Origin of the sequence: Nocardia sp. NPDC004068 (genome assembly GCF_042874315.1) — a bacterium.
In the GTDB taxonomy this organism is placed as follows: Bacteria; Actinomycetota; Actinomycetes; order Mycobacteriales; family Mycobacteriaceae; genus Nocardia.
The window spans coordinates 47,446-70,618 of sequence record NZ_JBIAMW010000006.1; the positions used below are offsets into that span (position 1 = coordinate 47,446).

General features: G+C 70.6%; 15 protein-coding genes and 1 pseudogene (1 of these 16 cut by a window edge). 8 read left to right on the plus strand and 8 right to left on the minus strand.

Annotated features, from left to right (window positions below):
- Positions 1 to 9,507, plus strand: the final stretch of a protein-coding gene (locus tag ACFYTQ_RS16300) for a non-ribosomal peptide synthase/polyketide synthase (protein WP_387361390.1). The gene continues 17,571 nt to the left of window position 1, outside the view; 9,507 of the gene's 27,078 nt are visible here — the last part of the coding sequence; the start codon falls outside the window, past its left edge; its stop codon occupies positions 9,505 to 9,507.
- 166 nt (positions 9,508 to 9,673) lie between these two features.
- Here the strand turns inward: ACFYTQ_RS16300 and sigJ are convergent, their stop codons facing one another.
- The gene (gene sigJ, locus ACFYTQ_RS16305; RefSeq protein WP_387361392.1) at positions 9,674 to 10,600 is read right to left on the minus strand and encodes an RNA polymerase sigma factor SigJ; all 927 of its coding nucleotides are present in this window, start codon (positions 10,598 to 10,600) and stop codon (positions 9,674 to 9,676) included.
- Positions 10,601 to 10,911: 311 nt separating this feature from the next.
- Between sigJ and ACFYTQ_RS16310 the strand changes: the two genes are divergently transcribed.
- A complete protein-coding gene (locus ACFYTQ_RS16310) occupies positions 10,912 to 11,877 on the plus strand; it encodes a cobalamin biosynthesis protein (RefSeq protein WP_387361394.1) in 966 nt (321 codons plus the stop codon).
- 329 nt (positions 11,878 to 12,206) lie between these two features.
- Here the strand turns inward: ACFYTQ_RS16310 and ACFYTQ_RS16315 are convergent, their stop codons facing one another.
- Entirely contained in the window at positions 12,207 to 12,977 is a 771-nt protein-coding gene (locus tag ACFYTQ_RS16315; RefSeq protein WP_387361396.1) for a hypothetical protein, read from the minus strand.
- A 454-nt stretch (positions 12,978 to 13,431) separates the two neighbouring features.
- On the opposite strand from ACFYTQ_RS16315, the gene ACFYTQ_RS16320 reads away from it, so the two are divergent.
- Positions 13,432 to 13,611, plus strand: a complete 180-nt coding sequence (locus ACFYTQ_RS16320; protein WP_387361398.1) for a hypothetical protein — start codon at positions 13,432 to 13,434, stop codon at positions 13,609 to 13,611.
- Here the strand turns inward: ACFYTQ_RS16320 and ACFYTQ_RS16325 are convergent.
- Positions 13,590 to 14,453 (minus strand): SURF1 family protein, encoded by an 864-nt coding sequence (locus tag ACFYTQ_RS16325; RefSeq protein ID WP_387362264.1) that lies wholly within the window; start codon positions 14,451 to 14,453, stop codon positions 13,590 to 13,592. The genes ACFYTQ_RS16320 and ACFYTQ_RS16325 overlap by 22 nt on opposite strands.
- A gap of 5 nt (positions 14,454 to 14,458) precedes the next feature.
- Complete coding sequence (locus tag ACFYTQ_RS16330; protein WP_387361399.1) at positions 14,459 to 14,938, minus strand: low molecular weight protein-tyrosine-phosphatase; 480 nt, start codon at positions 14,936 to 14,938, stop codon at positions 14,459 to 14,461.
- 149 nt (positions 14,939 to 15,087) lie between these two features.
- Here ACFYTQ_RS16330 and ACFYTQ_RS16335 point away from each other — a divergent pair.
- The 3 genes and pseudogenes from ACFYTQ_RS16335 to ACFYTQ_RS16345 all read left to right on the plus strand — a co-directional run.
- Positions 15,088 to 15,241: pseudogene (locus ACFYTQ_RS16335) on the plus strand (hypothetical protein); the annotation flags it as partial.
- Positions 15,242 to 15,704: 463 nt separating this feature from the next.
- Positions 15,705 to 16,742: an Rv2231c family pyridoxal phosphate-dependent protein CobC gene (gene cobC, locus ACFYTQ_RS16340; protein WP_387361401.1), complete on the plus strand. Its 1,038-nt coding sequence runs from the start codon at positions 15,705 to 15,707 to the stop codon at positions 16,740 to 16,742.
- Positions 16,743 to 17,065: 323 nt separating this feature from the next.
- Positions 17,066 to 18,196, plus strand: coding sequence for a Nif3-like dinuclear metal center hexameric protein (locus tag ACFYTQ_RS16345; RefSeq protein WP_387361403.1), 1,131 nt, complete (start codon positions 17,066 to 17,068; stop codon positions 18,194 to 18,196).
- 370 nt (positions 18,197 to 18,566) lie between these two features.
- Here ACFYTQ_RS16345 and ACFYTQ_RS16350 read toward each other — a convergent pair whose 3' ends face one another.
- The gene (locus tag ACFYTQ_RS16350; protein ID WP_387361405.1) at positions 18,567 to 19,004 is read right to left on the minus strand and encodes an OsmC family protein; all 438 of its coding nucleotides are present in this window, start codon (positions 19,002 to 19,004) and stop codon (positions 18,567 to 18,569) included.
- 151 nt (positions 19,005 to 19,155) lie between these two features.
- Here ACFYTQ_RS16350 and ACFYTQ_RS16355 point away from each other — a divergent pair, with 151 nt between their 5' ends.
- Both ACFYTQ_RS16355 and ACFYTQ_RS16360 read left to right on the plus strand, forming a co-directional pair.
- Positions 19,156 to 19,893, plus strand: coding sequence for a zinc ribbon domain-containing protein (locus tag ACFYTQ_RS16355; RefSeq protein WP_387361407.1), 738 nt, complete (start codon positions 19,156 to 19,158; stop codon positions 19,891 to 19,893).
- Positions 19,894 to 19,898: 5 nt separating this feature from the next.
- On the plus strand, positions 19,899 to 21,119 hold the full coding sequence (locus ACFYTQ_RS16360) for a bifunctional RNase H/acid phosphatase (RefSeq protein ID WP_387362266.1): 1,221 nt from the start codon (positions 19,899 to 19,901) through the stop codon (positions 21,117 to 21,119).
- A 5-nt stretch (positions 21,120 to 21,124) separates the two neighbouring features.
- Here ACFYTQ_RS16360 and ACFYTQ_RS16365 read toward each other — a convergent pair whose 3' ends face one another.
- The 3 genes from ACFYTQ_RS16365 to ACFYTQ_RS16375 form a co-directional block, all read right to left on the minus strand.
- Positions 21,125 to 21,643 (minus strand): TrmH family RNA methyltransferase, encoded by a 519-nt coding sequence (locus tag ACFYTQ_RS16365; protein WP_387361409.1) that lies wholly within the window; start codon positions 21,641 to 21,643, stop codon positions 21,125 to 21,127.
- A 105-nt stretch (positions 21,644 to 21,748) separates the two neighbouring features.
- On the minus strand, positions 21,749 to 22,243 hold the full coding sequence (locus ACFYTQ_RS16370; protein ID WP_387361411.1) for a GNAT family N-acetyltransferase: 495 nt from the start codon (positions 22,241 to 22,243) through the stop codon (positions 21,749 to 21,751).
- Entirely contained in the window at positions 22,240 to 23,127 is an 888-nt protein-coding gene (locus ACFYTQ_RS16375; RefSeq protein ID WP_387361413.1) for an alpha/beta hydrolase, read from the minus strand. Before ACFYTQ_RS16375 ends, ACFYTQ_RS16370 begins: the two co-directional genes overlap by 4 nt.
- Positions 23,128 to 23,173 lie beyond the last annotated feature (46 nt).

Below are 23,173 nucleotides of genomic sequence, written 5' to 3' on the forward strand. Positions count from 1 at the left end.
GCGCCGCTGCTGCGTTGCACGCTGATCACCGTCGCCGACGACCGAGCCGTCCTGCTGCTGACCAACCATCACGCGCTGCTCGACGGCTGGTCGCTGCCCTCGGTGCTGACGACCTTGTTCGCCGCCTACACCGGCGAACCCGCCCCCGAGCCCACCGCCGAATACCGCTCCTACCTCGCCTGGCTGGCCGCCCAGGACGCCGAGGCGTCGTTGCGCGCCTGGCGACACGCCTTGGCCGACGCCGCGCCCACCCTGCTCGCCCCGCAGGACGGCCCACCCGCGACCGACACCGAAACCGCCCGGCTCCCCATCGAATTCGACGCCGACCGCACGGCGCGGCTCACCGCCGCCGCGACGGCCGCCGGGGTCACCACGAACACCCTGTTCCAGGTGGCGTGGGCGACCGTCCTCGGCTACCTGACCGGCCGCGCGGACGTCGTGCTCGGCGCGACCGTCTCCGGCCGCCCAGCGGAACTGCCCGGCATCGAATCCGCCGTCGGCCTGTTCATCAACACCATTCCGGTACGGGTCCGCTACGGCGCGGCCGAACCGCTCGCCCGAGTGTTGAGCCGCGTCCAGGCCGAACAGGCCGAACTGCTCGGCCACCATCACACCGGCCTGCCCGACATCCACGCCGCCCTCGGTGTCGCGAGCCTGTTCGACACCGTGGTCGTCTTCGAGTCCTATCCCATCGACTCCGCCGGGCTCACCGCCCGGGCCGCCGCCCTCGACGGCATGCGCGTCGAGGAACTCCGGTCGAGCGACTCCACGCACTATCCGCTTGCCCTGGTGATCGTCAAGGGACAACCGCTGCGCATCCAAATGCAGTACCGCCCGGACGTTTTCACCGAGGAATGGGTCCGGGCGTGCGCCGACCGACTCCTGCGGGTGCTCGACGCCATGACCGCCGATCCGTCGCTCCGCATGGCCGATATCGACCTGCTCACCGCCGCCGAGCGGGCGCGCCTCGCTCCCGTGCGCGGCGGCCCCGCGCACGCGCCGCGACCGCTGCCCGACCTGCTGGCCGCCGGGGTGGCCCGCGATCCCGACGCCCTCGCCGTCATCACCGACACCGACACCCTGACCTACCGCGAACTCGACGAATACGCCAACCGCCTGGCGCACTCCCTCATCGCGCGTCGCATCGGCCCCGGCGACACGGTCGCGCTGGCCATGCACCGCGGCGTGGACTTCCTCGCGAGCATCTGGGCGGTCACCAAATCCGGCGCGGCGTTCGTCCCGATCGATCCGCGCTATCCCGCGCAGCGGGCCGCCCGCATGATCGCGGATTGCGCCGCGCGCCTGGTGATCTCGATCGACGCCACCGCGGCCTGGGCCGCCGAATCGGTGGACGGCGTAACCGGTTCGGAACGGGTCGAGCTGGTGACGCTAGACGGACGAGAGTCGTTGTGGCTGAGCGACTATCCGGCGACGGACGTCACCGACGAGAGGCGGACGCGGCCGTTGCGGGCTTCGGACGCCGCTTACGTGATCTACACCTCCGGCTCCACCGGAACCCCCAAGGGTGTGGTGGTGCCGCACGAGGGTCTGGCGAACTTCGCGGCCGAGGAACGGGACCGGTACGGGGTGGACGCCGACGCCCGGGTCCTGGCGGTGTCGGCGCCCGGCTTCGACGCGGTCATGCTCGAGATACTGATGGCGCATCCGCACGGGGCCGCGCTGGTGGTCTCGCCGCCGGACGTCTTCGGCGGCGCGGAACTGGCGAAACTCATTCGGCGACACGGTGTTTCGCACGCCTTCCTCACCCCGAGCGTACTGGCCACGATGTCGCCGACCGGACTCGAATCGTTCCGGGTGCTGGCCGTCGGCGGCGAGGCGTTGCCCGCCGAACTGGTGGCGGCCTGGGCGCCGGATCGGCGGCTGCACAACGCGTACGGGCCCACCGAGACGGTCATCGTGATCACCATCGGCGAACCGCTCGAACCCGGCGCGCCCGTCACCATCGGCGGCCCGATCCGCGGCGCGGAGGCCGTCGTGCTCGACACCTGGTTGCGGCCGGTGCCCGTGGGCGTGAGCGGGGAGCTGTATCTCGGCGGCATCCAGCAGGCGCGCGGCTATCTGAACCGGCCGGGACAGACCGCGGCCGCGTTCGTCGCGAACCCGTTCGGCCGCAGCGGATCTCGGCTGTACCGCACCGGTGATCTGGTGCGCTGGACGGACCGGGGGACGCTGGAGTTCCTCGGGCGCGCCGACTTCCAGGTGAAGGTGCGCGGGCAGCGCGTCGAACTGGGCGAGATCGAGGCTGTGCTCGCCGAACAGGATGGGGTGCGACGCGCGGTCGTATTGCAGCACAAGCGCACCGGCGGCCTCGTCGCCTACCTCGTCGGCGACGGCATCGACCCGGGCCGCGTGTTGGACGCCGCGCGCCGGAGACTGCCCGCCCACATGGTTCCCGGCGCGTGCTCGGTACTGCCCGAACTGCCCCTCACCCCCAGCGGAAAGCTCGACCGCGCGGCCCTGCCCGAACCCGTCGTGCCCGCACGGGCGCACCGCGCCCCGGCCACGACCACCGAACGCGCGGTGGCCGAGGTCTTCGCCGACGTCCTCGGTCTCGAACGGGTCGGCGCGGACGAGGACTTCTTCGCCCTGGGCGGCCACTCCCTGACGGCCATGCGCGCGGTCTCGCGGCTCGCCGCGACGACCGGGGTGCGGATCGGCGTGCGCGATGTGTTCGAGGAACCGACGGCCGAACGGCTGGCACGCGTGCTCGACGCCGGGACCGGCGACACCGCGGGCCCGGAACTGGCGCCCCGGAAACGCCCGGAGCGGGTGCCGCTGTCGTTCGCGCAGTGGCGGATGTGGTTCGTCAACCGGCTGGACGGCGCGTCGGCGACCTACAACATCCCCCTCGTGCTGCGGCTGCGCGGCGAACTGGACCACGCGGCGCTGACCGCCGCCCTCGGCGATGTGGTGGCGCGGCACGAGACGCTGCGCACGGTGTTCCCCGACGAGGGCGGCAAACCCTATCAGCGGATCCTGCCGCCCGGATCGATCGAACCGATCGTGCGCGCCGTCGCGCCGGGCCGCGTCGACGACGAGGTGGACGCGGCGGTGCGGCGCGGGTTCGACCTGTCGACCGAACCTCCGATGCGAATCACAGTGCTGGACAACGGTTCCGGTGAACACGTCCTGGTCGTCGTCATCCACCACATCGCCGCCGACGGCTGGTCGATGGCGCCGCTGGCGCGCGATCTCGCGCGGGCCTACACCGCGCGGCGGTCGGGCCGGGACCCGGAATGGGAGCCGCTGCCCGTGCAGTACGCGGACTACACGCTGTGGCAACGTGAGGTGCTGGGCGAGGAACGCGATCCGGACAGCACCCTCGCCCGCCAGCTCGGCTACTGGACCGGTCGGCTGGCCGGATTGCCCGATCGGCTGGACCTGCCGACCGATCGTCCGCGCCCCGCGGTGGCGTCGCACCGCGGCGACACGTACTTCTTCACCCTGGACACCGAACTGGTGGCGCGGATGCGGGCGGTGGCGAACGCGCGGGGCGTCACGCCGTTCATGGTGATGCACGCGGCGCTGGCGCTCGTGCTGGCCCGACTCGCCGGCCGCGCGGACATCGCGGTGGGTACGCCGGTCGCCGGGCGCGGGACGTCGGCCCTGGACGAGCTCGTCGGCATGTTCGTCAACACGCTCGTCCTGCGCACCCGTGTCGAGGACACGGATTCCTTCGCGCGGCTGCTGGATCGGGTGCGCCGGGCGGACCTGGACGCCTTCGCCCACGCCGATGTGCCGTTCGAGCGCGTGGTGGAGGTGCTCGATCCGCCGCGCAGCCGGGCGCACCATCCGCTGTTCCAGGTGATGCTGTCGTTCCAGAATCTGGATCTGGACTTCGCCGACGCCCGTCTGCCCGGGCTCGAGGTGGACGCGGTGACGGTCGAGACGGGGGTCGAACGGTTCGATCTGACCGTCACCGTGGCCGACATCCCGGCGACGGACGGGCCCGTGCCGGTCAGCATCGGGTACGCGGTGGATCTGTTCGATCGGTCGACGATCGCGGGGTTCGCGGAGCGGTTGCGGCGGGTGTTGGACGCGGTGACCGTGGATCCCGAGCGGGCGGTCGGGGAGGTCGATCCGCTGGCGGCGGAGGAGCGGCGGGCGTGGTGGGAATGGAGTGACGGGGGTGTGGGCGCGGAGCCGATCCCGTTGGGGGACAGGCTCACTCGCGCCGCCGCGGAGTTCGGGGATCGGGTGGCTGTCGTCGATGGTTCGGGCGGGGTCACGTACCGGGAGCTGGACGAGTGGACCGATCGGGGCGCGCGGCTGTTGATCGATCGCGGGGTGTGTCCGGGAACGCTTGTGGGAGTGATTGTCTCGCGGTCCGGTGACTGGGTTCGGTGGGTGTGGGCGGTGGCGAAGGCGGGTGCGGTGGTCGTGCCACTCGTCGCGGCCGACGCCGTGCCGGACCATGTCGCCCTCGTGATCGGCCAACCGGCCGTGCGTGATTCCGCGATCCCGGTCATCGATCCGAACGGTGTCGATGTGCTCGCGTTCGACGCCGCGCCGATCGGGTCCGGCCCGGTGCGGCCGGACGATCCGGCGTGGATCGACGCGTCCACCGGAACGACCCTCACCCACGCCGCCCTCGCCGCCGCGAGCGCACCCCGCTACGGGATCGGTGCGGGAGCACGGGTAGCGGCCGATCCCGCCGTGGCGGCGGAGGTCGCGGCGGCGGCCCTGCCATTGACCGTGGCCGCGGGCGCGACGTGGCTCGTCCCACCCGCCGACGAACCATTGCCCGAATTCCTAGGCGCCGAACGAATCACCCACGCCTTCCTGCCCCCGACCGCCGACCCCGTCGAAATCCCCGGCCTCCGAGCGATTCTGATTGGCTGCTCGCCCACGGCCATGGAACGGTGGCCCGCCGGTTCGACATACACCGCCTCGCGCACCCTCGCAATCTGGTCGAGCGGCGCCGAAACCCGCCCCGGCGGCCCGGTTCCCCTCGGCCGCCCCGTCCCCGGCGTCCGGCTGCTGGTCCTGGACCGATGGCTGCGTCCGGCACCGGTGGGGGAGTTGTATGTCGCGGGGGCCGCGGTGCCGCGAAACCGTCTGGGCGACAAGGTCGGAGCGTCCGGGTCCGCTGAGGGCGACCTGAAGGTGTTCGCCGCTGGGTCGGGCGACCCGCTAAGCCGCGCGGGCGACGCGGGGGTGTTCGTCGCCGACCCGTTCGGGCCGCCGGGTGCCGTGATGTTCCGGACCGGGGAGCGGGTGCGGTGGGAGCACGGCTGGCTGATGTCGTTGGGGGGCAATGACTCTCGGATCGAGGATGACGAGGAGGGCTCGGCCGCGCCGCGCTGGGAGGTCGCGGCCTATCGGCCCCCGTCGACGCCGATCGAGGAGATTGTCACCGCCGTCTTCCGGGACGTGCTCGGCCTGGACAAGGTCGGGGTGGACGATGACTTCTTCGAACTCGGCGGCCACTCCCTGTCCGCGACCCAGGCGGCGGCGCGCGTGGAGGCGGCCGTCGGCTACGACGTCGGGGTCCGGGACGTCTTCGATACCCCCACCCCCGCCGGACTCGCCCGGGTCCTCGCCACTCGCGCGTCCCGAACCGGTTCGGCCCCAGCGCTTTCCGCCCGCGAACGGCCGGATCGTATTCCGCTGTCCTTCGCCCAATGGCGAATGTGGTTCGTCAACCGCCTCGACCCGTCCGCCACCGCCTACAACATCCCCCTCGTCCTGCGCCTGACCGGCAATCTGGACGTGCCCGCCCTCGAGGCCGCCGTCGGCGATGTGGTGGCCCGCCATGAAAGCCTCCGCACCCTGTTCCCCGACGACGAGGGCGTCCCGTTCCAGCGCATCCTGCCGCCCGATCACCACCCGGCGGTGCGGCCCATCGTGATCGAAGGGGCCGAGGTCGAGAGTGCAGTGGCGGCGTGGGCGCGACGCGGATTCGATCTCGCGGTGGAGCCGTCGTTGCGGATCGGGTTGTGGCGCACCGGATCTGAGGAGCACGTCCTCGCGCTCGTGGTGCACCACATCGCGGCGGACGGTTGGTCGATGGCCCCGCTGGCTCGGGACCTGTCGCTGGCGTACGCGGCGCGGCGGGCGGGGCGTGCGCCGGGGTGGGAGCCGTTGGCGGTCCAGTACGCGGACTACGCGCTGTTGCAGCGCGAGGTGCTCGGGGAGGAGGCCGATCCGGACAGTGCGCTGGCGCGGCAGTTGGCCTACTGGACCGAGAGATTGGCCGAATCGCCGGATCGGCTGGAGTTGCCGACCGATCGCCCGCGGCCGGTGGTCGCTTCGCATCGAGGGGCCGCGTACTGGTTCACCCTGGACGCCGAGACCGCCGCCGGGCTGCGGGCCCTGGCGCGGGAGCGCGGGGTGACGGTGTTCATGGTGCTGCACGCCGCTCTGGCGGTCGTGCTGTCCCGGCTGGCGGGCACGGCCGATATCGCGGTCGGCACGCCGGTGGCGGGCCGGGGCGCGGCCGCGCTCGACGATCTCGTCGGCATGTTCGTCAACACCCTCGTGCTGCGGACGCGAATCGACGAGTCCGCGTCGTTCGCCGAACTGCTCGACGGCGTCCGGCGGGTGGATCTGGACGCGTTCGCGCACGCGGACATTCCGTTCGAGCGGGTGGTGGAGGAGCTCGATCCGCCGCGCAGCCGGTCCCATCATCCGCTGTTCCAGGTGATGCTGGCCTTCCAGAATCTCGGACTCGAACACGCCGCGGCGCGGCTGCCGGGGTTGCGGGCCGAGGGCGTGGAGCTCGACACCGGGATCGAACGATTCGACCTCACCGTCACCGCGTCCGGCACACCCGACGACGACGGCGGGATGCCGATCGGGATCAGCTACGCGCTCGATCTGTTCGACCGGTCCACGGTGCAAGGGTTCGCCGGGCGGCTGGCCCGGGTGCTTCGCGATGTGGTGTCGGAACCCGTTGTGCCGCTTCGCGATCTGGATGCCGTGTCAGCCGAGGAGCGGCGGCGGTTGCGAGAACTCGGCGACGGGGGCGCGGCGCCTCGGCCGTTCACCTTGGGGGAGTTGTGCGTTCGGGTCGCGAGCGAGCACGCGGATCGTCCCGCGATCGTCGAGGGCTCGCGGGAGTGGCGGTATCGGGAGCTGGACGAGTGGTCGAACCGGTGCGCTCGCGCGCTCATCGAGGCGGGCGCCGGACCGGAAACCGTTGTCGCGCTCGCCCTTCCGCGCTCGGCGGCATGGATTCGCGCGGTGTGGGCGGTGGCCAAGTCCGGTGCGGCATTCGTCTCGCTCGATCCGGCGCATCCCGCCGAACGGAACCGGTTCATCCTCGCCGACAGCGGGGCGAGCATCGCGCTCGGGAACCTCTCGGGCGAGTTCGGGGTGCGGGTGATCGATCCGGACCTGTCCCGGTGCAGTGCCGCGCCGGTCACCGACGCGGACCGGAGAGGCGTTGTGCGAGTGGGCAATACGGCCTACATCGTGTACACCTCCGGGTCCACCGGTACGCCCAAGGGTGTGGCCGTCACCCACGCCGGGCTCGCGATCGCCGCCGCACCGAGGTTCGGGGTCGACGCGCAATCGCGGGTATCCGTCGTCGCCGCACGGGTTTTCGACGCCGCCGTGCTGGAATTCCTGCTCGCGGTGCCCGCGGGGGCGGCGCTCGTCGTCGCTCCGGACAACGCCGTCGCGGGTGAGGCGTTGACGGAATTCCTTCGGGGCCAGCGGATCACGCACGCGTTCCTGTCCCCGGCGGTGGCCGCCTCGGTCGATCCGTCGGGGCTCGACGCGGTGCGGGCACTGCTGACCGGCGCCGACGTCTGCCCGCCCGCCCTGGTCGCCCGATGGTCCGGCACCGACAGCGCCGGAATCCGCCGGGTGCACAACCTCTACGGCCCCAGCGAGGCGACGATCTGGGTGAGCGGCACGGAGGTCCGCCCCGGCGAGCCGGTCTCGATCGGCGGCCCGATTCCCGGCGTGCGGGCCATGGTCCTGGACGGCTGGCTGCGTCCCGTGCCCGAGGGCGTGGTGGGCGCGCTGTACGTGGCGGGTCCGGGTTCGGCACGGGGATATCTGAACCGAATCGGGCTCACCGCGGCGACATTCGTAGCGGACCCGTACGGACCCGCGGGTTCGCGCATGTACCGGACCGGCGATCTGGTCCGATGGGAGCGCGGCGCGCTGACGTTCGTCGGCCGCGGCGACTTCCAGGTGAAGGTCCGCGGCCAGCGCGTCGAACTCGGGGAAATCGAAGCGGCGCTGCGTGATTCGGACGCCGTGCGGCAGGCCGTCGTCGTCGTGGACGACACCGGGGCGCTGGCCGCCTACGTCGCGCCCACCCCCGGCCGCGACCTCGACGCGGGCGTCGTGCGGCGCGCGGTGGCCGACCGGCTGCCGTCCTACATGGTGCCCGCCGGCGTCACCGTGCTGCCCGAACTGCCGCTGACCGCGAGCGGCAAGGTGGATCGGCGCGCGCTGCCCGCCCCCGCCGCGGCGGCCGCGCGCTACCGGGCCCCGGGAACACCCCTGGAGGAGATCGTCACGGACGTGTTCGCCGAGGTCCTGGACGTCGAACGGGTGGGCGTGGACGACGACTTCTTCACCCTCGGCGGCAATTCCATGGTCGCGATGAAACTCGTCGCGCGGCTGCGCACGCGCACCGGGACCGACGTGCCCTATCAGCTGTTGTTCTCCGACTCCACGCCCGCGTCGGTCGCCCGCTACCTCGACGGGCCGCACACCGGGATGCGGGTCTCGCTCGGCGTGCTGTCACCGCTGCGTTCGGCGGGTGACAAGCCGCCGCTGTTCTGCGTGCACCCCGGCGGCGGCCTGGCCTGGGTGTACGGCGGACTGGCCGGACACCTCGATCCGGATCGGCCGATCTTCGGTCTCCAGGACCCCTACATCGTCGAGGGGTCGGCGCGCTGCGCGTCGGTGGAGGAGTACGCCCGGCGCTACGTGGACGAGATCGTGCGCGCCTTCCCCGGCATCCGCTACCACCTGCTGGGCTGGTCGCTGGGCGGGAAGATCGCCCACGCCATGGCGAGTCGCCTTCGCGCACTGGGGCTTTCGGTCGGATCGCTCGTGCTCGTCGACGCCGCCGTCGAGGCCGAACTCGATCAGCCGCTCGCGGCCGACCCCGACGATCCGCAGGGCGTGCGGGCGCTCAACGACTTCCTCGGCGGCTGGCGCGAATTCCTGGGCCTGAGCGAGGACCGGCCGATCGCCTCGCCCGACGAACTGTTCGCGCTGCTGTCCGAACGGCTCGCGAGCGAGGGCGTCTTCACCCCCGAACAGGTCGAGCGGGTGATCGAGAACTTCACGACGCCGGTCTCCCACGAACCCGAGCACTTCGACGGGGACGCCGTGCTGTTCCTCGCCGCCCGCGAAACCCGCCGCGGTGACATGGCCGCGACATGGCGGCGTCACATCGGCGGCACGATCCGGTCCGTCCCGATCGACGAACGGCACATGGGGATGCTCAACCCGCACGGCGTCGCGCAGATCGGGCCGATCCTGAACGAATTGTTGCGCGACAGCGATCGGGCCTGACGGGCCTCGCTGCCCCGGAATTGCGCCGGATACGTTGGGGCACAAGGGCGATCCTCACTCCATGAACCACGCCGATCCTGAATGAACTGCTGCGGGACGGCGATCGGTTCTGACGGGCCTCGCTGCCCCGGAATTGCGCCGGATACGTTGGGGCACAGGGTGGCCCTCACTCCATGAACCACTCCGGTTCGGCGGGCGGCAGATCGCGCAGCTTGTCCGGGTTGCGGACCACCGTGATCCCGGTGATGCGGTCGCGCTCGACGGTGAACGCGAACACGCCGAGATGGTGCCCGTCGAACACCATGAGCCCGGGCCGGCCATTGACCAGGACCGAACGCCCCCACGCTCCCGTACCCGCGCGGTACCAACCCAGGAACATCTTGGCCACCAGCTCCGCACCGCTGACCGGCTGCCGGATCGCGGGCACCTTGCCGCCGCCGTCCGCGGTGAGCGTGACCTTCTCGTCGAGCACCCCGAGCAGCGCGCTCAAGTCCCCCGAGCGCCACGCCACCGCGAACGCCGACACCGCCTTCGCGTGCTCGTCCGGGCTCGCCGGAAACCGCGGCGTCCCCTCCTCGACCCGCTTGCGCGCGCGAGAGGCCAACTGCCGCACCGCGGCTGGGGTCCGACCGACCACCTCGGCCACCTCCGGGCCGCTCATCCCGAACACGTCCTGCAATACGAACGCGGTCCGCTCCGCGGGCGACAACGACTCCAGCACCACCAGCAGCGCGGTCGTCACCCGCTCGTCCTGGGTCACCCGATCCGCCGGATCGGCGGACGTCGTCACCTCCGGCTCCGGCAGCCACTCCCCGACGTACTGCTCCCGCCGCGCCCGCGCCGACCCCAGCTGATCCAATGCCAGCCGCCCCGTCACCGTCGACAGCCAGGCCCGCAGATTCTCGATCTCCGCTCCCTCGGGCCGGGTCTCGTGCCACCGCTGCAACCGCAGCCACGCGTCCTGCACCACATCGTCGGCGTCGGTCAAACTCCCCAACGTGCTGTAAGCCAGCCGCCGCAAGTACCCCCGATGTTCCTCGAACCGCCGCGCCAACTCCGCCCGATCGCCGTCCCCGAACCCCTGCTCGCTCACATCCACCGTCCTCTCGACCGGAGCCTAACCGTCCGTCACCAGGGAGACGGTGGGGCGGGCGTTGGTGTGACATGTCGTCGGCGAGTTCGGGCCGCCGGTGCCCCTCGGGCCGGGCGTTCGCGTGACATGTTGTCGGCGAGTTCGGGCTGCCAGTGTCCCTGGGGCGGGCGTTGGTGTGACATGTCGTCGGCGAGTTCGGGCCGCCAGTGTCCCCGGGCCGGGCGTTCGCGTGACATGTCGTCGGCGAGTTCGGCCCGCCGGTGCCCCCGGGCCGGGCATCTGTGTGACATGCCGTCGGCTACCCTCGGCCGGTGCGCGAGGGCTTGTCGACGGTGGTCGGGTTGGGTGCGGGTTTCGTCCTGGACCGGGTACTGGGCGATCCGCGGCGGTGGCATCCGGTCGCGGGGTTCGGGTCCGCGGCCGCGCGGGTGGAGTCGGTGGCCTATCGAGACAGCCGGGCGGCGGGGATCCGGTACGAGGCCGCGTTGGTGGGCGGCGTGGTTCTCGCGGGTATCGCGTTGCAGCGCACCGGGTTTCGGTTCGCGCTCACGGCCGTGTCGACGTGGATCGTGCTGGGCGGACGGTCCCTGGTCCGGGTCGGTGGGGAGATGGCGGACCGGCTGGAAGCCGATGATATCGAGGGCGCGCGGGCGCTGCTTCCTTCGCTGTGCGGTCGGGATCCCTCGGCGCTGGACGCGGTCGGATTGGCCCGCGCCGCACTGGAATCCATCGCGGAGAACACCTCCGACGCGGCCATCGCGCCGTTGCTGTGGGGCGCGGTCGCGGGGGTGCCGGGGTTGCTGGGGTATCGGGCGGTGAACACGCTCGACGCGATGGTCGGGTATCGCAACGAACGCTACGAATCGTTCGGCTGGGCGGCCGCCCGGGTCGATGACGTCGCGAACCTGATTCCGGCGCGGGTGAGCGGGCTGCTCACGGCGATGCTGGCTCCCGTGGTGGGGGGTCGCCCGGCCGCCGCGCTGGCGGCGTGGCGTCGCGACGCCGGGCGACACCCGAGCCCGAATGCCGGTGTGGCAGAGGCGAGTATGGCCGGTGCGCTGGGTGTGCGGCTCGGGGGCGTCACCCGGTATCGGCACGGGACGGAGTCGCGACCCGTGCTGGGGGACGGGTCCGCGCCCCGGGTGCCGGATCTGCGGCGGGCCGTGCGGTTGTCGGCGGCCGTGCAGGCCGGGGGTGTCGTGGTGGCGATGGTCGTCGCGACATTCGCCGGATCCGCACGGCGTGTGGCGCGGAGATCGGCGGCCGAGCCCGCATAATCACGAGGCGAATGCCGTTCGACATGGTCCGATTCCGATCCTCGTCATGGAGGTCTCATGCGGGCTCTGCCGCCTTTTGCCGTCGCGATCGCCTCGGCTGTCATGGTTCTGACCGTTGGGGGTGGTATAGCGACCTCCGCTCCCTCCCAGCCCGCCTGTGCGCGGGCGGGTGGTATCGAGGGCGCCATCGTCTGTGGCGAGAACGCACCGCCCTGTTGGTACAAGCAACCGGATGGCAAATACGACGCGTACGACTATCAACCGGGAACTCGCCAGTGCCCGTGGCCCGGGTATATGAGCCCCAGGCCGCAGTAACTCTCTATCCCCGCTTAAAGGCCCATGAGTCCGCCGAGCGGGCCGAACAGGCCGGTGCCGAGGATGGCGCCCGTGCGGTTGTCCGATGTGGACGGCGGCGACCAGGGGGCGATCGTCCAGCTCTGTCCCGCACCGCCTTTGGGGCGGCCGACCAGGAATCCGCCCGCGTCGGTCCAGTAGGTCCGGTCCGCGGGGACGGTCCGGTCGTCGGCGGCGAAGAGGTGCGTGCCGTCGGTGGTCCACCGATAGGTGGAACCGCTCGGACGGTCTTTGCCGCAGCCGTCCAGCCGGGTCGGCGCGTCGCTACCGGCCGCGGTGCCGACCGTCACGCCTTCCTGCGCGATTTCGGTGAGATACGAATCCATCGCGGCAAGAATGCCTTTCTTGTCGCGGCTCAGGGGGTTCCAGCCCTGGACGTGCTGCACGGTCTCCCACAACCATTTCTCGCCGTGATAGGCGTAATCCAGACACCATTGTTCCCAGGTGTCCCGGTCACTCAATTCGTCGTGCCAGGCGGCGGGAATCAGCGTGTCCAGATACTGTTTTCGAGCCTCCGAGCGGGTCTGTTCCGCGGCGTACCGGGCGTCGGCGACCGCGTACTCCCGGTCGAGCTCGTTGGCGACCTCGGCCTCGCCGTTCCTCGTCAGCCAGACGCAGTAATCGCCGATGTTCTGCAGTTTTGCGACCGCGGCACTGACGATCTGGTTGTACGCGACACGCTCGGAACCGTCGTGGGCGCTGTTGAAGTACCAGGCCGACGCGATGGTGCCGTCGGGCTCGGCCAATTCCAGCCAGGGGGGATCGGTCCGGGACAGGAGATATTCGGTGCCTTCCTTGTGGTCGACGATGTCCCTGCTGGATCCGAGCCGGGCTCGGAGGCATCGGCCGGTGTCGTTATTGGTGATGGTGAAATTACCGTTCGGAAAGTTCGCCATGGGGTCAGTTTGGGGGTGCGGGGGTGTGTTCGTGGTCGATGTGGTCGACCGTTATCGGGTCGATGCACGGGGGTGGGGCTGGGGTGGGCGAACTTCTGGCGTTCGGTCGGGTGAGGGACTCGGCGCGGAATCGCTGGCCGTGGACCTGAGCGGAGGGGTCCGCTGGTTGGCTCTCGCCGGTATGTCATCGCGGTGACGTTGCGGCCGTGGTCGGTCGAGCGGTCAGTGTTCGATCGGTAGCCCCAGCGGAAACCGTTCGGGCTGCCGTCTGTTCGGAGAGCTCGCCAACCAGGCCGCCGCCTCGGTGGGCACCGCGATCATGTCGATGGTGCTGACCAACCTGCTCAACAGCCACAAGCTGGCGGGCGCGGCGATCGGCTCCCACGGTGGCGCAAGGCGGCGGGTCGGGAATGTCGTTGTGGCGGTGAACGTTCGGCCGTTCGACGAGGTGCCGCCGCGCGGTCAGCGGCGTGAGTTGCCGTAGCGGTCGGCCAGCCGGTCCGCGTTGGTGCTGGGTGGTGCGGGAACCGTTGCGGGAGAAGAGGTTTCGGGCTCCGGGGCCGGAGGTTGGCGGTCGCGGCGGCGTTCGCGGAGTTCGGCGTAGACGAAGTAGGCCAGGCCAAGGGGGGCCATGATGCCGAAGGCGATCCATTGCAGGCCGTAGGACAGGTACGGGCCCGCATCCAGTTGGGGGAGGGGGCGGGAGGTGAAGGCGCCCGGCTGGTGGTCGGTGAGCTGGAGGTAGCCGCCGGGGCCGCCGGTCGGGATCGTGGTGAGCGGGGCGCCGAGGACCGTGGCGAGTTGGCCGGTGTCGATCGAATACACCTGGCGGTAGTCGTCCTGGGTCATCGGATCCTTGCCCGGGGTGACGCCCTCGGACTTGCGGACGCGCGCCTCGATCCGTTGCGGGCCGGTGGGCGGTTCGGGGATCGTGGGCAGGCGGATGCCGTCGGCGGCGGGCAGCAGGCCGCGGTCGACGAGCAGGACGCGCCCGTCGTCGAGCCGGAAGGTGGCCAGCACCCCGAAGGCCGGATTGTCGTCCAGCCGCTGCAACCGCTCGACCACCGTCGAGCCGGGAACGTAAGTGCCCGTTGCGATTACGCGCCGCCACTCGGTGTCGGTCGCGGACGGATCGGTGAGCAGCGTGGTCACGTCGACCGGCGCGGCGTCGACCGAACGGGCGATGAGGTCGTTGCGATGCGAGGTCGAGGAGTTCTTACCCAACTGCCACGGCGCGAGCACCGTGAAACAGAAATACGCGAACCCCACGACCACGACCGCGAGAATCACCCAGCTGGGCCGCAGCAGGAAGGTCAGCCGACGCAGCACACTCATCGCGGCAACCGCTCACGCACCCAGTCGAGCAGCGCGGGCATCGCCGCCTCGATCTGCTCCCGAACCAGTTCGAATTCCGCATCGCCCCCGTAGTACGGATCCGGTACGTCCACGGAGTCGGCGTCCGGATCGAAACTCCGCAACAACCGCCGCCGCCCAGCGGGCACCCGCAACCGCGTCATCTCCCGATCATGCGAGGTAGCCAACGACACCACCAGATCCGCATTCAAATGATCGGCCCCCACCATCGCCGCGATATGCCCCACCGGATACCCGTGCCGCCGCAACACGGCCGTCGTCCGCGGATCCGCATCCGCCCCGACATGCCAAGCCGTAGTCCCGGCACTACTCACCCGCACCCGATCACCCAACCCGGCCCGCTCCAGATACCCGACGAAGATCTTCTCGGCCATCGGCGACCGACAGATATTGCCGGTGCAAATGAAGGTCACGTGCAGCTCACCCACGACAGCCATTCTGGCGGGTTGGGGTGGGGTGAGCTATGTCGGGTGCGTGACAGGGGGTTGGGGCGCGGATCGCGTTACCTTCGGCCCTGCTCGAGGGAGGCTCGATGAGTTTCGAGGTGCCGTGTTCCTCGCGATGGCCCTCGTGTGCCGAGCGAACCGCCGAGGAGATCCTTACCCGTGGCGACGACGACCTGATCTCGCTGGCCCGCCCGCTGCTGGCCGACCCCGAGTGGGCGCGCAAGGCCGAGCAGACCCGCGAGGACGAGATCAACACCTGCATGCCTGGACCACGCGTTCGTGTACAAGAGGGTTCGGCGGCGTTCAGGTGTCGCTGCCCCGAGGTAATTCGAGTGCCGGGTGGGTTTGGGGGTGCGCTGCTGTATCGCGTGAGTGGGATTGGTGCTGCTGGCCTGCGCGGATGGTGGCTCAAATACCCGGGCGGTTCGCGTGTTCAGGATATTGCCGTCTCGCGTGGATGGGTGATCGTGTGTTCTGGCGGTTCAGCCGGTTTCGGGTGCGCTGCCTGGGCGGACGGTCACTCGCATGCCGGGTGGCTGAGTGGGTTTCGGGCACTGCTGCCTGCGGAGGGTGATCCGAGTGCGGCTTGATCGGTGGGTTCGGGCGCTGCTGCCCTGTGCAGGATGGTTCTAGTGCCGGGTGGCTCGGTTGGGTTCTAGGTGCGGCTGCCCTCCGGAAGGCGGTACGGGTGCCGGGCGGCTCGGGCGGATTGGGGGATGCGAAGGTTGGGGTGGGTTCGCCGGGAGGTTGGAGGTCGATGGTGGGTGACGGGTTCGATCGGGAGTCGTTGCGGCATCACGGGGATGTGGATGTGGTGCCGGGGATGTTGGATTTCGCGGTGAACGTGCAGGGCGGGGGGCCGCCGGAGTGGTTGCGGCGGCGGTTGGCCGGGCGGCTGGGGGAGTTGGGGAGTTATCCGTCGGCGGCCGACGAGCAGGCCGCGCGGGCGGCCGTGGCGGCCAGGCACGGGCGGACTACGGATGAGGTACTGCTGTTGGGGGGTGCCGCCGAGGGCTTCGCGATGCTGCCGCGCCTGGCTCCCCGACTGGCCGCGGTCGTCCACCCGTCCTTCACAGAACCCGAACTGGCCCTGCGCGACGGCGGGGTCGACGTGGCCCGCGTCGTTCTCGACCCGCCCTACACCCTCGACCCCGCCCTGGTTCCCGATGCGGCCGACCTGGTGGTCCTGGGCAATCCGACGAATCCGACCTCGGTCCTCCACCCCGCCGAAACCCTGCTGGCCCTGCGCCGCCCCGGGCGCGTCCTCGTCATAGACGAAGCCTTCGCCGACGCCGTCCCCGGCGAACCCGAATCCCTCGCCGCCCACCCCCTCGACGACGTCCTCATCCTCCGCAGCCTCACCAAGACCTGGGCCCTCGCCGGCCTCCGCTGCGGCTACCTCCTGGGCCCACCCGCCCTACTCACCCGCCTGACCCGAGGCCGCCCCCACTGGCCCCTGGGCACCCTCCAACTGGAAGCCATCACCGCCACCGCCGAACCCGCCGCCATCGCCGAATCCCAGGCCCGAGCCCACACCATCGCCGAGTCCCGAGCCCAAATGATCACCCGCCTAGCCGCGATCGGCATCACCGCCCACACCCCCGCCCACGCCCCCTTCCTCCTCATCGAGGCCCCCGACGGCGAACTCCTCCGAAAACGCCTCTCCCACAAGGGAATAGCCCTCCGCCGCTGCGACACCTTCCCCGGCCTCACCCCCAACCACCTCCGCCTAGCCGTCCGAGGCCCCACCGAGGTAACCCGCCTGATCGAAGCCATCACCGAATCCGGCCTGTAACCACCCAACCGCACCCCCAACGGGCCACCGAGATCCCAGACCAACGAGCCCAGCCGGAGCCTGGCCCCGCTGGAACTCACTGCCGGTGGGACACCGATCCCAGGCCCGCGAACCCAGTCCGCACCCCGGCCGCCGCTGTCGTGCACCCCAGGCGTCACCGATCCCCAGGTGTACGAACCCAGCCGCACCCCTTATTCGGATCCGCACCCCTTGCAGGGCTACACAACGGGTGCGGATTCGAATAAAGGGTGCGGCTGGGTTGGTGGGGGCGTGGGAGTGGGGACGGTAGGTTTTGGGGGTCGGTTGGATTGGGAGGAGGTTTGGTGGTGGGTGTGACTGTGGGGGATGTGGTGGGGGTGTTGGAGGGGGCTTATCCGCCGGGGTTGGCGGAGGGGTGGGATTCGGTGGGGATGGTTTGTGGGGATTCGGGGGAGTTGGTGGGGCGGGTTTTGTTCGCGGTGGATGCCACGGAGGGGGTGGTGGAGGAGGCGGTGCGGTGGGGGGCTCAGGTTTTGGTGGTGCATCATCCGTTGTTGTTGCGGGGGGTGGATACGGTGGCGACGGGGACGCCCAAGGGGGCGTTGGTGCACAAGTTGATTCGGAACGGGTGTGCGTTGTTCACGGCGCATACGAATGCGGATTCGGCGTCCCCGGGAGTTTCGGATGCGTTGGCCGAGGTGCTGGGTATCGAGGTCAGCGGGCCGTTGGAGCCGAAAAACGCTGCGGCCGTTGATGAGTGGATGGTGCAGGTGCCCCTGGAATATCGGGAGCGGGTGCTCGTGGCATTGTTCGCGGCGGGAGCCGGTGGGGATGGGCGATACAGCGAAAGCGCCTGTTGGAGTGCTGGTTTCGGGCAGTTTCGGCCGTCGCTGGAGGCGGCACCGGCGGACGGTGCGGTCGGGGAGTTGAAGACCGTCGAGCAGGAACGCGTCGAGGTGATCGCGCCGCCGTCGAAGCGGGGCGCGGTGCTCGCGGCCTTGCGGGCGGCGCACCCGTACGAGGAACCGGCGTTCCATGTGACCGAGCGGGCCGCGTTGCCGAGTAATGTTGGGCTCGGACGCGTCGGCGAGCTGACGCGCCCACAAACGTTGCGGGAGTTCACCGCTCGCGTTCGGGCCGCGTTGCCCGCGACGGCGTGGGGTGTGCGGGCGGCGGGCGATCCGGACCGGATGATCCGAACCGCCGCCGTGTGCGGTGGGGCGGGAGATTCGTTCCTGGGCACCGTGTCCCGGCTCGGCGTCGACGCCTACGTGACCGCCGACCTTCGCCATCACCCCGCCGACGAGCACCTGCGCGCGGGCGGTCCGGCGCTCATCGACGCCGCCCACTGGGCCACGGAATTCCCGTGGTGCGCGCAGGCCGAGCGGATCGTGCGAAACGCCTTGCCGCAGTTGCAGACTCGTGTCTGCCCGATCCGCACCGACCCGTGGACGCTCGGGGCCGCGGACGACTGATCGAATCCGTTGTCGAAGGGGCGGGGACGTGCCCCGCCTCCAAGGCCGATGCCGACCCGCCGCCTATGGGCGGGCCTTCGCCTGTGGGCGGCGCGACGAATCCTCGACCCGAGTCCTCGCGACGGCCCTCCACCACCGACCTCTCCCCGCGATGCCCCTATCCCGCATCCGGCTCGTGCTCGTCCGGACAGTTCACCGAATTGGCATGAAACACCACCGATTTCGCCCGCGCCCGATGCCCTATCCCGCCACGTTCTCCGGTTCGTGCTCGACCATCCCATTGCACGCCCGGCCGGATCGCGTGGGCGAGGGCTGGCGCAGTTCACCGAATTGCCATGAAACACCACCGCTTTCGCCCACGCCCACTGCCCTACCCCGCCACCACCTCCGGCTCATGCTCAACCGGAAAGTTCACCGAATTAGCGATGAAACACCGCCGATGCGCCTCCCCGTGCAGCCCCCCGGCCTCCGCCACCCGCGCCGGATCGGTGATCGTCACCCGCGGCCGCAGCACCACCCGCTGGAACCGCGTCTCGTCCATGGACCCCACCGCCTCGTCCCGATACCCGGTCACCACGATCCCCGCGCTGGTGCACAGATGCAGATACCACAGCATGTGGCACTGCGACAGCGACGCGACGAGCAGCAGCTCCGGATTCCAGCGGTCGTCGTCGCCGCGGCCGACGACGGGGTCGGCGCTGCTGGGTAGGGGTGGACGGCCGGGCGCGTAAGCCTCGTGGTTGCGGGAGTACGCGCGATAACCCGTGGTCGCGCCCGTCCAGACGATCTCGACCGTATAGCTGTGCATGACGGGAGAGTGCCACACGCCCGCCGTCGGGCGCCGCCGATTATCCGTGGGGGTCGGGTGCGTTCGGGTACGGGCGGGGTACGGTTGAAGGTCTGTGCTGGGTGCCCGACCGGGCGCTCGATCGTCCATGTGCCGAGGAGTTAGTTCCGCGTTGAATGTCGAACCACCGATCCAGGCCAAGCTGCTCGATCTCGCCGCCGTCGACGCCGAACTGACGCGCATCGAGCACCGCCGCAAGGTGCTGCCCGAGCAGCAGGAGGTGCGGCGGCTGGAGGAGGAGCGCACGGCGCGCAAGGACGCGGCGGTGAAGGTCGAGATCCTCATCGACGACCTCGACCGCGACATCCGCAAGCTCGAGACCGAGATCGACGGCGTCCGCAAGCGCGAGCAGCGCGACCGCGGCATGCTCGACGGCGGCGGCGTCGGCGCCAAGCAGCTCTCGGAATTGCAGCACGAGCTGACCAGCCTGGAACGCCGCCGCACGGTCCTCGAGGACGATCTGCTCGAGGTGATGGAGCGCCGCGAGGCCGCCGCCGCCGATCATCAGCACGCCGGGGCGAATCTGAGCAAGGCCGAGGCCGACCTCGCCGACGCGCAGCGCCTGCGCGATCAGGCCGTGGCCGATCTCGACGTGGCCGCCGAGCGGTGCGCGCGCGATCGTGAGGGTCTGCTCACCGCGTTCCCGGCCGATCTGCTCGCCATCTACGACCGGCAGCGCGCCCAGCACGGTGTGGGCGCGGCGCTGTTGCAGGCGCGGCGCTGCGGCGCCTGCCGGATCGAACTGGACCGCGGCGAGATCTCCCGCATCACGCAGACCCCGCCCGAGACGGTCGTGCGCTGCCCCGAATGCGGCGCGATCCTGGTGCGCACCAAGCAATCCGGGTTGTGACCGGCATGCTCGTGATCGTCGAGGCCGACGGCGGATCGCGCGGCAATCCCGGCCCCGCCGGGTACGGCGCGGTGGTGTGGGACGCGAACCGCGCCCACGTCCTGGCCGAACGCAAGCAGTCGCTGGGCGTCACCACCAACAATGTCGCCGAATATCGCGGTCTCCTGGCGGGTTTGGCGGCGGCGGCCGAGCTCGGGGCGCGCGAGGTCGAGGTCCGGATGGACTCCAAACTCGTCGTCGAGCAGATGTCGGGGCGGTGGAAGGTCAAGCACGAGGCCATGATTCCGCTCGCCGAGCGTGCTCGCGGGCTGGTGTCCGGGTTCGATCGTGTGGCGTTCCAGTGGATTCCGCGCGCGGAGAACTCGTACGCGGATCGGCTGGCGAACGAGGCGATGGACGATGCGAAGCTCGTCGACGAGGTACGGGAGGCCGAGGGCTGGGACCGCACGATTCCCGGCGATTCCGCTCCGAAAGTGATTGTGAGCGAAAAGGATTCGGTCGGCGATATCACTCCGGCAGGCGACGAGCGGCAGCTGCCCAGCTGGGTCGACGAGGTCGGCGCGGCGAAGACCACCGATCCAGCCGAAGCCGCCCCCGGGTGGACGGGCGCACGCGGCCGCCCGACACGGCTGTTGCTGCTGCGGCACGGACAAACGGAACTGTCGGTGCAGCGCCGCTATTCGGGCCGCGGCAATCCACCCTTGACCGCCCTCGGTCGCGACCAGGCCGCCCGAGCCGCGAAACACCTTGCCACCAAAGGCGATATCGAAGCCGTCGTAACCTCCCCCCTGGGCCGCGCGCAGGAAACCGCCGAGGCCGCCGCGCAGGCCCTGCAGGTTCCGGTGCGAGTCCTCGACGGCCTCATCGAAACCGACTTCGGTGAGTGGGAGGGGTTGACGTTTCTCGAAGCGGCGCAACGGGATCCGGATCTGCACCGCCGCTGGCTCGGCGACTCGTCGCTGCCCGCGCCCCACGGGGAGAGCTTCGATCAGGTCCGCGAGCGCGTCGAAGCGGTCCGCGCCGACCTCCTGTCACAGTACCCGGGCCGCAATGTCGTTGTGGTGAGCCATGTTACGCCGATCAAGACGCTGCTCCAGCTGGCGCTGGGGGTGGGGTCGAATCTGTTGTACCGGCTGCATCTGGATCTGGCGTCGCTGTCGATCGCGGAGTTCTATCCGGATGGCGGGGCCTCGGTGCGCTTGGTGAACGACACGTCGTATCTGTAAGGCGCTCAACACAATCCGGCCAGCTTGTAGAGCACCAACGACGCGGCCACCGCGACATTGAGGCTGGATCCGGTACCGACCATGGGGATCTCGACGGCGACGTCCAGGCGTTCCAGACCGTCCGGCGGAATGCCGTAGCCCTCGTTGCCGAGGACGACAATGGTGCGGCGGCGGGCCGGGGGGAGGTCGGCGAGGCGGATGGATTCGTCGGTGAGTTCCACGCCCACGATGGCCGCGCCGCCGGTGCGCTGACGGTCGAGCCAGCGGTCCGGGCGGGCGTCGAGCCAGTGCACGCAGGTCGGTTTGCGCAGGGTGTTGCCGCGGGCCAAAGCCTCTGGGACCCAAGGCTTTCGGGGAACGGCGAGGCAGGCGCCGACGGCGTCACAGGTGCGCAGGAGGGTGCCGAGATTCGCGGTGTGCTTGGGCCACAGCGGTGCGGCGATGAGGTGATTCCAGCAGGTGTGGGCGCGGGGGCGGCGGTGCCGACGGATCTCGGCGGGCGTGCGGGCCCGCGGGGGCGTCATCGGCGGGCGGGAGTGGCCTTCCCGGGGAGGAGTGGAGGTGTCATGTGCGGGGTGCTTCGCGGCGCACCGGGGCCATCGTCGGACGAACGGGGCCTCCAGGATAGCTCAGGCGAGGTGGCGGATCATCTCGTACTCGTAGTGGGGACTGTGAGCCGCGGTCAGCTGACGGCGGCCGGTGGGCTCGAAACCCATTGCGTGGTAAAGCTTCTCGGCAGGAGTATTGCCCTCGACCACCCACAGGCGCAGGGTGGTGTCGCCCGCGGCGCGGACGTGGTCGACGATCGTGCCGATCAGCAGGCGGGAGGCGCCGGTGCCGCGGACGGTGGGGTGGACCCACACCGAGACCAGCACGGGACCGGACGATTCCCGTAGTACGCCCGCACAGCCGACGGGGCCGGGGTCGGATTCGAGGACGAACAGCGATCTGCTCGCCTGCCAGTGCCGCCAGCGGCGTTCGTCCCAGCCGGCGGCCTCCTCGAAGGTGGTGGAGAAGGAGCCGGGCGGGGAGGTGGCCAGCGCGCCGAGGCGGGCCGCGCGGGCGACCCGCCAGTCCTCGGCGCCGAGGTGCCGGACCCGGATGCCGGGCGGCGGGGTCGTCACGGCCGCAGCACCGAGACCAGGAATTCGATCTGGTCGTAGACGGCCTTCTCGAACCAGTCGTCGAAGTAGATGTCGAAATGGCCGATGGGATACCGCTTGACGACCGCGTGCTTGGTGCGCTCGGCGGCCTTGAGGGCCGGGGCGATCGGGGCCACGGAATCGTTGTCGCACAGGGCGTACAGCACCGGGACCTTGATGCCCTTCGTGCGCCGCCAGGGGGCGTCGAAGAACGCCGACAGGCCGAAGCGGGCGGCGACCTTGGGCTGGTAGTGCTCGCTCTCCTCGGCGAGGCGGCCGAAGCCCTCGGGCACGTCGCGGGCGGCCATGAGCGCTGCCGAATGTCGCCGCCCGGCGACGCGCACGCCGATCGGCTTGCGGCGGATCGGGCCGACCACCAGATCGGTCATCGCGAGGGTGCCGGTCTTCAGGACGCTGATCGGGCTCTTCGCCATCGTCGAGGCGCGGCCGCTGGCGAACGGGACCTGCGCCACGACGGCGGCGAGGTAGTCGTCCTCGTGTGCGATCGACAACACGTGCCCGCCGCCGAACGAGCTGCCCCACAACGCGATTCGCGTCGCGTCGAAGCCCCTGAGCGTGCGGGCGAAGGCGATGGCCGCGCGCCAGTCGTCGCGCTGGCGGGCGATGTTGATCAGCTGCCGGGGCTGGCCGCCGCTCGCGCCGAAATGGCGATAGTCGAACGCCAGCACGCCCATTCCGGCCGTCGCGAACCGCCGCGCGTATCGATCCAGACCCATCTGACGGTCCGCCCCCAGACCGTGCGCCATGATCACCAGCGGCCGCGGCTTCGGCGGCCCGTCCGGCAGATAGAGCCACGCTGCACACTGTTCGCTTCCCGACGGGAACCCCACCTCGACACGCTCCATGCCGAAATACCGTACTTGCTCCGTGGTTCCGCCGCCGATCCGGATC

Bases quoted from the DNA above. Each gene is read 5' to 3' on its own strand.
- ACFYTQ_RS16330 (WP_387361399.1), bottom strand. From the start codon at position 14,938: ATGGCTGTCGTGGGTGAGCTGCACGTGACCTTCATTTGCACCGGCAAT.
- cobC (WP_387361401.1), top strand. From the start codon at position 15,705: ATGGTGGGTGACGGGTTCGATCGGGAGTCGTTGCGGCATCACGGGGAT.
- ACFYTQ_RS16350 (WP_387361405.1), bottom strand. From the start codon at position 19,004: ATGCACAGCTATACGGTCGAGATCGTCTGGACGGGCGCGACCACGGGT.
- ACFYTQ_RS16360 (WP_387362266.1), top strand. From the start codon at position 19,899: ATGCTCGTGATCGTCGAGGCCGACGGCGGATCGCGCGGCAATCCCGGC.
- ACFYTQ_RS16365 (WP_387361409.1), bottom strand. From the start codon at position 21,643: ATGACGCCCCCGCGGGCCCGCACGCCCGCCGAGATCCGTCGGCACCGC.
- ACFYTQ_RS16375 (WP_387361413.1), bottom strand. From the start codon at position 23,127: ATGGAGCGTGTCGAGGTGGGGTTCCCGTCGGGAAGCGAACAGTGTGCA.